Annotated in this window: 14 protein-coding genes and 1 pseudogene; 6 read left to right on the forward strand and 9 right to left on the reverse strand. The window is 69.1% G+C overall.

What is annotated here, in order from left to right; translation table 11 throughout:
- The 3 genes from AC2VNT_RS12185 to AC2VNT_RS12195 all read right to left on the reverse strand — a co-directional run.
- The coding region (locus tag AC2VNT_RS12185) for a hypothetical protein (protein WP_486947106.1) at positions 1 to 1,194 on the reverse strand (1,194 nt) is incomplete at its 3' end.
- Positions 1,181 to 1,534, reverse strand: a complete 354-nt coding sequence (locus AC2VNT_RS12190) for a helix-turn-helix domain-containing protein (protein ID WP_486947107.1) — start codon at positions 1,532 to 1,534, stop codon at positions 1,181 to 1,183. The genes AC2VNT_RS12185 and AC2VNT_RS12190, both read right to left, overlap by 14 nt.
- On the reverse strand, positions 1,531 to 2,634 hold the full coding sequence (locus AC2VNT_RS12195) for a tyrosine-type recombinase/integrase (protein WP_486947108.1): 1,104 nt from the start codon (positions 2,632 to 2,634) through the stop codon (positions 1,531 to 1,533). Before AC2VNT_RS12195 ends, AC2VNT_RS12190 begins: the two co-directional genes overlap by 4 nt.
- A 406-nt stretch (positions 2,635 to 3,040) precedes the next feature.
- Between AC2VNT_RS12195 and gjpA the strand changes: the two genes are divergently transcribed.
- The gene (gene gjpA, locus AC2VNT_RS12200) at positions 3,041 to 4,123 is read left to right on the forward strand and encodes an outer membrane porin GjpA (RefSeq protein WP_486947109.1); all 1,083 of its coding nucleotides are present in this window, start codon (positions 3,041 to 3,043) and stop codon (positions 4,121 to 4,123) included.
- A 257-nt stretch (positions 4,124 to 4,380) separates the two neighbouring features.
- On the opposite strand, the gene AC2VNT_RS12205 is transcribed toward gjpA, so the two are convergent.
- Entirely contained in the window at positions 4,381 to 5,250 is an 870-nt protein-coding gene (locus tag AC2VNT_RS12205) for a dienelactone hydrolase family protein (protein ID WP_486947110.1), read from the reverse strand.
- Between the two features lie 108 nt (positions 5,251 to 5,358).
- Between AC2VNT_RS12205 and AC2VNT_RS12210 the strand changes: the two are divergent.
- Positions 5,359 to 5,595, forward strand: a pseudogene (locus AC2VNT_RS12210) (type II toxin-antitoxin system antitoxin MazE5); the annotation flags it as partial.
- Positions 5,592 to 5,921 (forward strand): type II toxin-antitoxin system PemK/MazF family toxin, encoded by a 330-nt coding sequence (locus AC2VNT_RS12215; protein ID WP_486947118.1) that lies wholly within the window; start codon positions 5,592 to 5,594, stop codon positions 5,919 to 5,921. The pseudogene AC2VNT_RS12210 and the gene AC2VNT_RS12215, both read left to right, overlap by 4 nt.
- Before the next feature lie 3 nt (positions 5,922 to 5,924).
- Here AC2VNT_RS12215 and AC2VNT_RS12220 read toward each other — a convergent pair whose 3' ends face one another.
- Complete coding sequence (locus tag AC2VNT_RS12220) at positions 5,925 to 6,446, reverse strand: nitroreductase/quinone reductase family protein (protein WP_486947111.1); 522 nt, start codon at positions 6,444 to 6,446, stop codon at positions 5,925 to 5,927.
- 207 nt (positions 6,447 to 6,653) lie between these two features.
- Here AC2VNT_RS12220 and glmS point away from each other — a divergent pair, with 207 nt between their 5' ends.
- Positions 6,654 to 8,522 (forward strand): glutamine--fructose-6-phosphate transaminase (isomerizing), encoded by a 1,869-nt coding sequence (glmS, locus tag AC2VNT_RS12225; protein WP_486947112.1) that lies wholly within the window; start codon positions 6,654 to 6,656, stop codon positions 8,520 to 8,522.
- Positions 8,523 to 8,527: 5 nt separating this feature from the next.
- Here the strand turns inward: glmS and AC2VNT_RS12230 are convergent, their stop codons facing one another.
- Positions 8,528 to 9,055 carry a CAP domain-containing protein gene (locus tag AC2VNT_RS12230; RefSeq protein WP_486947113.1) on the reverse strand — a complete coding sequence of 176 codons (528 nt, stop codon included), beginning with the start codon at positions 9,053 to 9,055 and terminating at the stop codon, positions 8,528 to 8,530.
- 113 nt (positions 9,056 to 9,168) lie between these two features.
- On the opposite strand from AC2VNT_RS12230, the gene AC2VNT_RS12235 reads away from it, so the two are divergent.
- Positions 9,169 to 9,813, forward strand: coding sequence for a rhomboid-like protein (locus tag AC2VNT_RS12235; RefSeq protein WP_486947119.1), 645 nt, complete (start codon positions 9,169 to 9,171; stop codon positions 9,811 to 9,813).
- Between the two features lie 6 nt (positions 9,814 to 9,819).
- Here the strand turns inward: AC2VNT_RS12235 and AC2VNT_RS12240 are convergent, their stop codons facing one another.
- Genes AC2VNT_RS12240 through AC2VNT_RS12250 form a run of 3 tightly spaced genes read right to left on the reverse strand, consistent with a single transcriptional unit; the run spans position 9,820 to position 12,116 of the window.
- On the reverse strand, positions 9,820 to 10,143 hold the full coding sequence (locus AC2VNT_RS12240) for a DUF732 domain-containing protein (RefSeq protein ID WP_486947114.1): 324 nt from the start codon (positions 10,141 to 10,143) through the stop codon (positions 9,820 to 9,822).
- A gap of 52 nt (positions 10,144 to 10,195) precedes the next feature.
- Entirely contained in the window at positions 10,196 to 11,152 is a 957-nt protein-coding gene (locus tag AC2VNT_RS12245) for a sensor domain-containing protein (RefSeq protein WP_486947115.1), read from the reverse strand.
- A gap of 52 nt (positions 11,153 to 11,204) precedes the next feature.
- The gene (locus AC2VNT_RS12250) at positions 11,205 to 12,116 is read right to left on the reverse strand and encodes a sensor domain-containing protein (RefSeq protein WP_486947116.1); all 912 of its coding nucleotides are present in this window, start codon (positions 12,114 to 12,116) and stop codon (positions 11,205 to 11,207) included.
- Between the two features lie 105 nt (positions 12,117 to 12,221).
- Here AC2VNT_RS12250 and AC2VNT_RS12255 point away from each other — a divergent pair.
- A partial coding sequence (locus AC2VNT_RS12255; RefSeq protein ID WP_486947117.1) for an NAD(P)H-hydrate epimerase occupies positions 12,222 to 12,643 on the forward strand: 422 nt, incomplete at its 3' end.

Raw genomic sequence — 12,643 nt, forward strand, 5'->3', positions numbered from 1 at the left:
GAACGGCTCCGGGACCGGAACTGGCTCGGTACCGAGCGCGATACGGGTCTCGCCATCTTTTTGGGCGATGGCGGTGGTCTGCAGCGCGGCGATCTTCGTCAGCGGTTGGGCGTAGAGCAGAAGCAGGCCCCCGGCGATTCGGTAGGGAAGGGTTTCGGAGTCGCCAGTAAGCATCTCGTTGATCCAGGCCAGACGTTGTTCCTGGGTGATTGTCGGCGTGGTTCTGGCTTGTCGGAATCCGATTTTCACGCTGGTGGTGATCTTCGCGCCGGTGGCCCATATGAAGAAGGTTCGGATCGAATGGCGGGTGGTCGGACCGGAGGCGAGGTACTCGTTGACGTCATGTTGTGTGCACTGGGCAACCGCACGGTGGTGGGTGCTGTGCAGCCAGGTGAGGAATTTGATCGTTTCGGTGATCTCTTGCTGCGCTGAGCGTCTCGGTCCGTCGGTGCCTTGGCCTGGCTTGGACATGCTGCGCAGGCGGCGTAGGTGGTGCCAGGTGGCGAACTGTTCGACAGGGGCGCGGATGGCCGGCGAGGCGATGGCGTCGAGTTTGGCGGCGAGCCAGACCTCGAAGCGGGCGAGATGTTCGTCGCGCTGGGGGAGCAGTCCGTGATGCTGCAGGAGGCTGCGGAGGTGGTCGACGTGGCGGCCGGGCCCGGCCGCGGTGAGGCCGTCGTGGGTGAGTGGTATGGCACCCGAGGTGATTGCGCCCAGCAGTTTGTGCACTTCGACGTTGCGTTTCCAGGTCAGGATGCTCTCGGGTCGGTCCACGCCGCACAGGACTTCGATGAGAGTCTGCATGGCCGCAGGGTCAGCGGGGTGGTGCAACAGGATTTTGCACAGATCTTCGCGTAGCGTGCATCGGGCGCATTCGCCGCGGCGATAGATTTCACCTTCCAGTCCACAGGTCTTGCAGGTGAAGTTGCCGGGGATGCCGGCGCAGAGCAGGCAGACCGCCCGTGGGTCGTCGTGGCGGCAACGGCCGGGCAGGACGCCGTCGTGTCCGCAGTTCGGGCAGATGCCGTGGGTGCGCATGGCACTGTAGAAACAGCTGTGGCACAACCGGTCGCCGGGCCATTCCACGCGCAGCTTGTTGGCCTTGCGGTGGCAGCGGCTGCACTCGGCGGTTCCGTTCGTGACGGGTGGGCGCCCCCGTCGGGTGGAGCGCGGTGTGGGCTTAATCGGCGCCATCGGTGATGATGCGCGCTCGTCGGGGCCGGACTGATTTGTTGAGTTCGACGACGTTGGGCGGTGGCGAAGCTGAGGTGCCGGAGGCGATCTTTCGCCGGCGGAAATCGGTGGCAGTCACCGTCACCAGGTCTTCCACCCCGCAACCGAGGATGTCGCAGAGGGCTGCCATCAGCTGCAGCGAGATCCGTTCGGGGCGTTGATGTACGACACGGTAGACCTGGGGACGCGAGAGCTGTATTCCGCGTTCAGCGAGGAGGGGGATCAGCTCAGTGCTGTTGTGCATGCCGTGGGCTGCCATCAGCTCAGCAAGGCGCCAACTGTAGTCGACTTCGCGTTTCACGATGTCTCCTCTCCGAGTGCGAGCGCATCCTTGACGGTGCGATCAAGAACCTGGCGCAGGGTTCGGGTCCGAAAATCACTGGAGACACCCGTGTACAGCGAGGTGGTGCTGGCGTATTCGTGGCCGGCTTGGTCTTGGACGAACTTGGCATCCCAGCCGTCTTCGATGAGATGGGTGATGTAGGACCGGCGAAACGAGTGCATGTCGAGTCCGTTGGACAGGCCGAGGTCCTGGCAGTAGCGTCGAAACCTGCGCAACAGCGTCCTCTCGGCGACCAGGGCGCCGCGCTCGCTGGGAAACAGGTCGATCCCGTCGTCCATATAGGGTTGTCCATGGGCCAGCCAGTCAGCGATGACTTCCGGCGTCCAGTCGAACACCGTCAACACGGTGCGGCGTTTGGGTGGCGATCCTTTCTTGGCCTTGCCGTAGCGGACCTTAGCCACGCCGTAGTGGCCGAACTCTCGAGCGTGGGGATTGCGGGATAAGTCGACCGTCTGCAGGTGTCGTAGTTCGTTGAACCGTAGCCCGTAGGAGTAGGCGACCTTGAACATCACCGCATCGCGGTAAGCCGGTAGCCAGCCCTTCTTCCTGGAATTGGCGATCACGGTGACCTGGTCGTCGGCGTGGTCGAAGAAGTCCTGCAGCTCCTGTTTGGTGAACGGCCGTTTCTCGGGGGACTGCTCGTTGTCCTGGACATGGGTCGCGGTGTTCCACGCGAAGAACACCTGGGCAGGATGGGTGCCGAAGCGCTGCTCGCAGACCCGGTCCCAGCCGTAGTCCGGGTCGGCGATGTAGGAGCAGAACAGCCGCAGCGTATTTTGATAGCCGCGCACCGTGGACTGCCGGCGGCCTTTGATGCTGCGCAAGTCGCCGAAGAACTCCTCCACGATGGCAGGCGTCCACGACCAGGGGAACTCGTTGGTCTGGTCGATGAACCGCCGGACCGTGGCGATCCGAGGCTCGATCGTGTCGTGGGCCAGGTTGCGGCACAACTGCTGGTTGCGCCAGCCGTCGAGCATCTCATCGACGGTCTGGACTTCGGGATGCAGCAGCGGCACCGAACCTACGAGGAAGACGCGACCGCTCTTGTCGACGGGCAACCTGGCCTCCCAACGCCTGTATCATCCGATGAATCATTGAATCATCTGATGAATCAATACCACATCCGTGCAGGTAGGTCCATTGCAGCGGCAACGCTTGGTCGGTCAGCGCCCAGGAAGCCCCTCCGAGACGGACGCGGGATTGGGTGGATTAGATCGCGAATTGCGCTGTTGTCCTTGCGCTTTGGCCTCCATGGGCCGCGCAGGCGGACGAAGCCTGGGCCAGCCGGGGGTGATTCATCTGATGAAAACGGCGGGCTTCACGCAACATAAGTATTATTATCGAGCTCCACTAGACCTTAGTCGGCCTTGTTTGCCAGCTTGTTATCAGTTAGAAGTGGATGTACGCCCAGCAATGGGCGGGGTAGACCACACACACGAGCCAGACGAGATCCGGGAGAAATCGATGCAGCAAGCCCTTCGCCCATACGTCACCGCCGGCGTAGCGCTGGTGGGGGCCAGCATGATCGCGATCACCCCGGCGGCGACGCCGATGGCCGGCATCCAGCAGGTGGGCCGGGACGTTGCTCTCACCGCCTTGGGCGACATCGACTTCACCAGCGCGTTCGACACCGCTTTCCAGAACGCCGGGGACAACCTCAAGTCGCTCTCCACCGGCCTCGAGGACGCCACCAAGGCGCTCACCGACGCCGTCCACACGCACTCATCGGGCCTCACCGACCTGTTCGAGAACCCCAAGGAGCTGCTCGCCGCACTGAGCTTCCTCGGCACCGACGAGAAGAAGTTCCTCCAGCCACTCTCGCTGGACACCCTGAGCAACAACCACGGCCTGCTGTTTGACGTGCTGCTCGACCCGTCGGCATTGGGCACCACACCCCTGGACCCGGACATCATGGACGTGATCCAATTCCTGTCGTCGCCGGCCAGCGCCGAGCTGATCGGGGCGCTCGGGCCGGAGATCTCGCCGTTCATCGCGTTGTTCAACGACATCGACGCCATCCAGGCGGCGCTGTCCGGATCGACCCCGAACATCACGACCGCCTTGCAGGATCTGGTCAACATCCCGGGCAACATGCTCAACGGCCTGCTCAACGGGGCCACCCTGAACCTGGACTCGTTGGTCCCGGACCTGGCCAAGGCCGATCTGCCGCTGCCCAGCGGCATGGACATCACCGGCCTGAGCTACGACTTCGGCGGGCTGCTGACGCCCGGTGTGGTCACCGGCGACGGCGACAACGCGGGCATCGGTGGCTCGATCTTCAACGGCCTCGGCCTGAACCTCGACGGGGTCCCGGTGCTCAGCACCTTGGATATCCACGGCCACGGCGTGAGCATGGCCGGTGGCCTGGCGAGCATCGAGAACGTGCTCGCCGATGTGATCGACGGCAAGGCGGTGTTCGAGCCGCCGGCGGACACCGGTGACGGCGGTGCCTCGGGCGCAGCGGCGGCCGTCGACCCGAGCGCCGCCGGCGGGTTCGACGCCGTGCTCAGCAGCATCGGCATCGACCCGGCAGCGCTCGGCCTGTAGCAGCCGAAACGACAACCGACGGCGTCCTTCCCGCGAGCCAACCGGCGGGAAGGACGCTGTCGGTTTTCACTTGACAGATTCCTGCGTGACACTGGCCGACGTCGACACCGCGCTGGGCGGGTTCCTCGGATCGTTGATCGACGCCGTCACCGACGCGGTGCGCAACCTCCACGGTGACCGGCGATGGATTCGGATCGACGATCCTCGGGCCGACCTGACCCGGCACCCGGAATCCGCGCGCAACGGCAGCGCACACCCTACTTCAGCAGCGCGACGACCTTGTCCGCCAACTCCACCGGCTCCGGCAACTCGGCCACCGGCTGGGTGCGCGGCAGCCGCACCGCCGGGTCGGCGAAGGCCCGGTAACGCTTCTCTCCGGCCACCGCGCCCAGCAGGTACCCGGTCAGCAGCGCCCGCACCCGCCGCTGGGTGCGCCGGTCGGCGGTGGGCAGGCCGAGGAACCGGCTCAGCCGCCGGTGCCGGGCCAGCCCGGTCGCGGACGCCTTGGCGATCACCCGCAGCGTCGCCGCCGGCCAGGCCCGCGCCAGCGGGATCGCGTTGGAACGCAACGACTTCTCCGACCCGGGCGCGGTGAACACCGCCCCGGGCAGGGCCAGCGCGGCGGCCGCCTGCTCGGCGCGCGGCTCGGTGCGCGCCGGGAAGATCGCCACCGCCGCGGCGAACCGGCCGGGGGTGCGTGCGGCGGCCAGCACCGCCGCCGAGCCGCCGAACCCGTGGCCGGCCACCGCGAGCCGGTCGCCGCGCACGCTGACCTGTCCGGCGCCCAGCCGCACCCCGGTGGCGATGTCCAGGGCGCGGTCCAGGTCGGCGGCGAAGGTGAGCACCGACGGCACCAGCCCGCGCTCGGTGTCCGGGGCGGCCACCACGAACCCCCAGGACGCCAGGTGCTCCAGCAGGCCGGCGTAACGATCCGCGGTGGTCATCCAGTCGTGGCCGAACACCACTGCGGGCAGCTTGAATCCGGTCGCCGGGGTGTACACCACGCCGGGCATCCCGGCGTAGGCCAGGTCGCCGCGCAGCACCCGGTGCGGGCCCGGCCGCGCCAGCGCGGTGAACTGCCGTCGGATCCGGCGCCCGGCCAGCCAGCGGCGCAGCGTGCCTGCCATCAGACGACGGTAGCGCACCCGGAACGCGGTGCCTGCGCTGCCGCTGACCACCGCAGCCATCGACGGCGCAGCCGTGCCGCCGTCGGGATTCAATGCGATACTTGTAGCATGGCTCGCATACGGCTGAGTACCACGGTGGACGCCGATCTGCTGGACAGTGCGCGCCAGGTGCACCGGGGTGGGACCGACGCGGCGCTGATAGACGAAGCCCTCGGCGCTCTGCTGGCTCGACACCGGGCCGCGGAGATAGACACCGGGTACGCCGCCTATGACGACCTGCCGCTGGACGCCCCGGATGAGTGGGGAGACGTGGCCTCGTGGCGGCACGCCGCCGGCGCGTCGTGACCGGGCTCCCGGCACGCGGCGAGGTGTGGTGGTGCGAGCTGGCCGAGATCGGTCGACGGCCGGTCGTCGTGCTGTCCCGGGACGCGGCGATCCCACGGCTTCGGCGTGCCCTCGTCGCGCCGTGTACGACCACCATTCGCGGGCTCGCCAGCGAGGTTCTTCTGGAACCGGAGACCGACCCGATCCCGCGCCGATCCGCCGTCAACTTGGATGCGGTCGAAAGCGTCTCGGTTGCGGTGCTGGTGAGCCGCGTGGGCAGACTTGCCGATAGCCGGATGGGCGACATCTGCCGGGCTCTCGGGGTCGCGGTCGACTGTCCGGCCTGACCGCTACCCCGCCGGGGACAGCCGCATCACCCGGATGGTGCGCACCCCGTCGGTGCGCTGCGCGTAGTTGCCGTAGCCGGGGTAGAGGTCTTCGGCGAGGGCGAACAGCCGGTCCCGGTCCGCGCCGGTGGCCTCGCGCGCCACGAACGCCCCGCCGTGCTCGCCGACGTGCAGTTCGCACCCCGGGTGGGCGACCAGGTTGTGATACCAGCCCGGATGGTGGGTGCCGCCGTAGTTGGAGGCGATCAGGATGACGTCGTCGCCGTCGGTGAAGTAGATCAGCGGGCTCTCCCGGCGCTGCCCGCTCTTGGCGCCGGTGGAGACCAGCACCACGATCGGCGCCGCGCCGAATGCCAGATTGACGTGCCCGCCGGTGGCCCGCATCACCGCGGCGTCGGCCGGGGCGGCCAGCCGGCGATGCACGGCCGCGCCGATCTCGGTGCCCACCAGCGTCTGCAGCGTCCGCTTCCACACCGACCGGTGGGCGTTCGTGTCGACGCGGGGGATGCCGTTCAGGGTGGGCATGGGCCCGACTCTACCGGGGTGAAGACACCGCCCGGGACACCGCGCAACGGCGCCGTCGCTCGAAGGCGGGCACCATCGGTGTCTCCTCCCGACGGTGACGGGTGTGCCCGATGAGGCGGGCGGCCCACCCCGGCCCCGTCCCACCCGGGCGGCTGTGACCTGCGGAATTCAAAAGAATCGGCCCCTCCTGCACTACCCTGATGAGCTATGTGCGGAATCGTCGGCTACGTCGGGCAACGGCCTGCCCGCGACGTGGTCGTCGAGGCGCTGCGCCGGATGGAGTACCGCGGCTACGACTCGGCCGGCATCGCCTTGATCGACGGGGTCGGCAAGGTCGAGGTGCGCCGCCGGGCCGGCCGGCTGGCCAACCTGGAGGAGACGCTGCGCGACGTCGACCCGGCGACGCTGGCCGGCAGCACCGGCCTCGGCCACACCCGGTGGGCCACCCACGGCCGGCCCACCGACCGCAACGCACACCCGCACACCGACGTCACCGGCGGGATCGTCGTCGTCCACAACGGCATCATCGAGAACTTCGCCGCCCTGCGCCAGCAGCTCGAGGCCGACGGGGTGGAGTTCGCCAGCGACACCGACACCGAGGTCGCCGTGCACCTGGTCTCCCGCGAGTACCGCCAGGGCCAGACCAAAGGGGACTTCGTCGGCTCGGTGCTGGCGGTGCTGCGCCGGCTGGAGGGCCACTTCACCCTGGTCTTCGCCAACGCCGACGAGCCGGGCACCATCGTCGCCGCCCGCCGGTCCACGCCGCTGGTGGTCGGGGTCGGCGACGGCGAGATGTTCATCGGCTCCGACGTCGCCGCGTTCATCCCCTACACCCGGGATGCCGTCGAGCTGGGTCAGGACCAGGCGGTGGTGATCACCGCCGACGGCTACCGAATCACCGACTTTCACGGCAACGACAACGGCCACACCTCGCGGCGGTTCCACATCGACTGGGACCTGAACGCCGCCGAGAAGGGCGGCTACGAATACTTCATGCTCAAGGAGATCGCCGAGCAGCCCACCGCGGTGGCCGACACCCTGCTCGGCCACTTCGCCGACGGCCGGATCGTGCTGGACGAGCAGCGGCTCTCCGACGACGAACTGCGGGAGATCGACAAGGTGTTCGTGGTCGCCTGCGGCACCGCGTATCACTCCGGCCTGCTGGCCAAGTACGCGATCGAGCACTGGACCCGGCTGCCGGTGGAGGTGGAGCTGGCCAGCGAGTTCCGCTACCGCGACCCGGTGCTGCACCAGCACACCCTGGTGGTGGCGATCAGCCAGTCCGGCGAGACGGCCGACACCCTGGAGGCGGTGCGGCACGCCAAGGCGCAGAAGGCCAAGGTGCTGGCGATCTGCAACACCAACGGCAGCCAGATCCCGCGCGAGTGCGACGCGGTGCTCTACACCCGGGCCGGGCCGGAGATCGGGGTGGCCTCGACGAAGACGTTCCTGGCCCAGATCGCGGCGAACTACCTGGTCGGGCTGGCCCTGGCGCAGGCCCGCGGCACCAAGTACCCCGACGAGGTCGCCCACGAGTACCGACAGCTGGAGGCGATGCCCGAGCTGATCGCGCAGGTGCTGGCCGGCAACGACGCGGTGGCCGCGCTGGCCCGCCAGTTCGCCGCGTCGTCGACGGTGCTGTTCCTGGGCCGGCACGTCGGCTACCCGGTGGCGCTGGAGGGGGCGCTCAAGCTCAAGGAGCTGGCCTACATGCACGCCGAGGGGTTCGCCGCCGGCGAGCTCAAGCACGGCCCGATCGCGCTGATCGACGACGGCCTGCCGGTGATCGTGGTGATGCCGTCGCCGAAGAACGCCGCGGTGCTGCACGCCAAGCTGCTCTCCAACATCCGGGAGATCCAATCCCGCGGCGCCATCACCGTCGTCATCGCCGAGGAGGGCGACGACACGGTGCGCCCCTACGCCGACCACCTGATCGAGATCCCGGCGGTGCCCACGCTTTACCAGCCGCTGCTGTCCACCATCCCGCTGCAGGTGTTCGCCGCCAGCGTCGCCCAGGCCCGCGGCTACGACGTCGACAAGCCGCGCAACCTGGCCAAGTCGGTCACCGTCGAGTAGCCGGCCTACCGCGGCCGGCCGACGTTTTGGGTGAACTGCCCCGCGATGTTTCCCGCCGGGGTGAACCGCGCGATGACGAAGGTCTGCGGGCCGGGCGTGCCGGGGATCAGGCTGCCGGGCGGGCAGTCCTTCTTGGTCACCACCGCGAAGCGGGTGGAGCTCTTCCACACCAGGGCGGTGAAGTGGCCGGTGTTCGCCGAGTACACCGGGTTGTCGTAGTGGTAGTTGCCGGCCTCGGCGATCCAGGCGTTCACCGCGTCACCGACCGTCGCCTGTGCCGACCGGGCGTAGAGGTCCTCGCCGTACCGCCCGCCGACGGCGCCGGGTGAGTGCTGGAAGCGGCAGCTGTCGGCCTGGCGGTTCATCCCGGCGACCAGGGCGTCGTCCCAGACCAGCGGCCCCGCGCCGTACCGTGCCCGGGCCGCGTTGACGGTCGCGGTGGCGGTGTCGGCGAAGGTGTCCGCGGCGGCGGTCTGCGTCGATACGACGACGGCCACCAACACGGCGGCTATGACCGCGGTCAGTTTCGGCACGGCACTTTCCTTTCATCCGGTGGGCACCGGTGGGTCATTGTCTCGCGTATCCGACCCGGTTCACCGACCGGACAGGGGAAGCACAGCTCGGCCATGCGACGCTGTACGGCGTGATGCACGTGAAGATCACGCCGGCGACGGTGTGGCATTTCGTCCGCAGTGCCCCGCTGACCTACCTGTGGCTGCTGGTTCTGCTGATCACCACGGTGATTCAGCACCTCGCCGGCCGTCAGCTGCACTCGATCCTGCTGGACCAGTCCACCAACCTGCATCACCTGGCCACCAACCCGCTGGAGGTGCTGGTCTCCAGCCTGCTGTGGATCGACGGCAAAAACTGGATGCCGTATCTGGTGTTGTTCACCTTGATCCTGGCGCCGGCCGAGCGCTGGCTCGGCCACGTCCGCTGGCTCGCGGTGGGGCTGATCGTCCACATCGGCGCCACCTACATCAGCGAGGGGGTGCTCTACCTGCTGATCAACCTGCACCGCAGGCCGGAGTGGCAGCTGCACGCCCGCGACGTCGGGGTCAGCTATTTCCTGGTCGGCATGATGGCCGTGCTCACCTACCGCATCCACACGCCGTGGCGCTGGCCGTACCTGGCCGGCCTGGTGATCATCTTCACCGTGGCGCTGTTCATCGAGCCGACCTTCACCTCGATCGGGCACGCGGCATCTGTTCTGCTCGGCTTGGCCTGTTACCCGTTGATCCGGCACGCCGATCAGCAGGGCGCCGCGCAGACGGTCAGCCCCGCCAGCTGACCAGGATCACCAGGTCTTCTTCTCCGGGCAGTAGACCGTGATCGCGTCGCGGATGAACTGGTTGGTCTGCGGAATCGAAAGACCTTGCAGACCAAGGTCGTTGATGATCTGCGTGCGTTCCCGACTGTACGGGCTCCACGGGTTCTCGTTGTGCGGCAGGTTCTGCCAGTCGCAGACCCGGTGACCGAGCCCGACGAGTTGACCCGGATCGCCGGTGATGCCGTCGGCGGAGAGCGTCGCGACGAACCGGTCGTCGGCGCCGTCGGCGTGGGCGACACCGGGGGGGAGTGCGCACACCGCCACCGCCACCACGATTCCGGTCCAGCGCATGATGGTCGGAATGTTAACGCACGACCCTGGCCCGCCGGGGTGCTGCGTGCGATCAGGCCGCGGCGTCGATCTTCTGGGTGATGGCGTCGATCAGGGCCTGTACCGCGCCGTCGGGGATGGTGTAACCGACCACCCCGACCCGAACGACCGCGTTGTCGCGCAGCAGCATCGCGTGCTGGGCCGCCCAGCCGTTGCCGCCCTCGCTGGTGATCACCGTGCGCACGACGTTGTCGGACTCGGTCACCTCGCCGACCGTCCAGAACTCGTCGGCCCCGTCCTGGGCCGCGGGGTCACGCACGTTGATGGTGCGGTTCGCGCAGCCTTTCCAGGCCGCGGACTGCTTGGCGTAGAAGGCGTCGGCGGGCGCGGGCTGCGGGTAAAGAGCCACCGACAGCAGGACCGCACGGTCCAGCTGCTGCGGGTTGGGCTCGGGCGGGCTGAGCCATCGCTGATAGTGCGATGCCGTCCACCCCGAGCCCGCGTAGACCGGTTCGGCCCCGACCGAATAGATCCCCTGGCAGTCCTGGTCCACGATTCGGCCCGGGGCCATCCCGTCCTCCTCGCTGACCACGCCCAGGTTCGGATCGCCGGCCGCGGCGGCGATGGTGTCCTTGCCGGGAAACAGGCCACCCAGGGCCGAAACCGGCACCAGTGCGGTCGCGGCCGGCGCCGTGCTGGACGTGCCGGAGGTGCTGGCCGCGGAGTCCGTTTCGGAGCCGGGATCCCGCCGGGTGAGGACCACGAAGACCACCGCGCCGATCGCCAGCACGCACACCGCCGCCAGGGCCGCCCACAACAGGCCGCGGCTGCGCCGGGGTGGACCGGGCGGATCTCCGCCGAACCCGGCAGGCGGCGGGTATCCGCGGGGCTGCGCCGGATTCCAGCCGGGCGGCGGCGGGCCGGGCGGCTGACGCCACGGCGCCGGACCCGGGTAGCCGGGTGCCGGGGGCAGCGGCGTCCACTGGGTGGGGTCATCGGGTCCGGGTGCCGGACCGCCCGGGAAAGCCATCGGCTCACCGTAGCCGATCCGCACCGGTCGACCGATCCGGACTGGTCAGCGGTTACCCCGCGGCGTCGATCTTCGCGGCGACGGCGTCGACGATCGTGGTCAGCGCCGTGTCCGGAATCGTCATCCCGCAGGCGTCGGCCCGGATGATCACGTTGCGCCGCACCGCCAGCGCGTTTCTGCACATCCAGCCGGCGCCGCCCTCGGCGGTCTCGGTGGTGGTGACCATGTCCTCGAGTTCGGTGACCTCGCCGACGGACCAGATCACGTCGGGCGCGCCGCTGTCGCCGGCCGGTCGCGTGTTGATGCTGCGGCCGGCGCACCCCTTCCAGGTCGCGCTGTGGGCGGCGAAGAACGCGGCCGCGGCGTCGGCCCTCGGGTAGGTGACCACGCCCACGACGACGTCGTGGGTCAGCTCCGGGTGGTCCGGCCGGTCCGGGCTGCGCCAGCGCTGCACCCGCACGTCGATCCATCCGGAACCGGCGTAGACCGAACCCGAATTGACGGTGTCCACTCCCTGGCAGTCGGCGGAGACGGTGTCGCCGGTACCCATCTGTTTCTGGGTCTCGGTGGGATGCAGATTGGCGTCGTTGACCGCCGAGCCGACGGTGTCCTTGTCGGGGAGGAGTGTGTCGATCGCCGAGTTCGGCACCGGCGGCTGCGCTGCCGTGCTCAACGATGACGCGGATGTCGGTTCGCCGTCGGCGGTTTCGGCGTCCTTGTCGCGCCCGGTGAAGGCCATGAAGGCGACCGCGCCCACGGCGAGCGCACACACCGTCGCCAACACCGCCCACCGCCAGCCGCGGCCACGTCGGGGCGGCTCACCGGGGGGGTATCCGCCGGGCGCCGGCATCGGGTAGCCCGGCCACGGTGCCGACGGCGGGTAACCGGGCGGCGATGACGGGGGCAGCGCAGCCCACCGGGTGGGGTCGTTGGGGTCGACCCCCGGACCGCCCGGTCCCGTCATCGGCACACCTTCCGCTGTTGACGTCGGCTGTCTGCGACGTGAGGGTAACAGTGCGGCCCGTAGCCTATGGTTGCGTTTCAGGGGCCGGCCGGGGAGCGGAGGCTGATGCGGCACTACTACACCGTTGACGCGATCCGTGCCGCCGAAGCGCCGCTGCTGGCCAGCCTGCCCGACGGCGCGTTGATGCGCCGAGCCGCTTTCGGGCTGGCCGCGGCCGTCGCCGGCGAGCTCACCGCCCGCACCGGCGGGCTGACCGGGCGACGGGTCTGCGCGGTGGTCGGCTCCGGCGACAACGGCGGTGACGCGCTGTGGGCCGCGACGTTCCTGCGCCGCCGCGGTGTCGTCGCCACGGCCGTGTTGCTCAGCCCGGACCGCGCCCACCCGGCGGGCCTGGCGGCGTTCGCCAAGGCCGGTGGCCGGGTCGCCACATCCGTGCCGGCGCAGACGGATCTGGTGCTGGACGGGGTGGTCGGCATCTCCGGTCGGGGGCCGCTGCGGCCGGACGCCGCCGACGTGTTCGCCGCGGT

This window comes from Mycobacterium sp. TH-M15 (genome assembly GCF_057473705.1).

What these genes read in the sequence shown, in the direction of transcription:
- gjpA (WP_486947109.1), top strand. Translation starts at nt 3,041, where the DNA reads ATGCAGCAAGCCCTTCGCCCATACGTCACCGCCGGCGTAGCGCTGGTG.
- AC2VNT_RS12205 (WP_486947110.1), bottom strand. Translation starts at nt 5,250, where the DNA reads ATGGCAGGCACGCTGCGCCGCTGGCTGGCCGGGCGCCGGATCCGACGG.
- AC2VNT_RS12220 (WP_486947111.1), bottom strand. Translation starts at nt 6,446, where the DNA reads ATGCCCACCCTGAACGGCATCCCCCGCGTCGACACGAACGCCCACCGG.
- glmS (WP_486947112.1), top strand. Translation starts at nt 6,654, where the DNA reads ATGTGCGGAATCGTCGGCTACGTCGGGCAACGGCCTGCCCGCGACGTG.
- AC2VNT_RS12235 (WP_486947119.1), top strand. Translation starts at nt 9,169, where the DNA reads ATGCACGTGAAGATCACGCCGGCGACGGTGTGGCATTTCGTCCGCAGT.
- AC2VNT_RS12240 (WP_486947114.1), bottom strand. Translation starts at nt 10,143, where the DNA reads ATGCGCTGGACCGGAATCGTGGTGGCGGTGGCGGTGTGCGCACTCCCC.
- AC2VNT_RS12245 (WP_486947115.1), bottom strand. Translation starts at nt 11,152, where the DNA reads ATGGCTTTCCCGGGCGGTCCGGCACCCGGACCCGATGACCCCACCCAG.
- AC2VNT_RS12250 (WP_486947116.1), bottom strand. Translation starts at nt 12,116, where the DNA reads ATGACGGGACCGGGCGGTCCGGGGGTCGACCCCAACGACCCCACCCGG.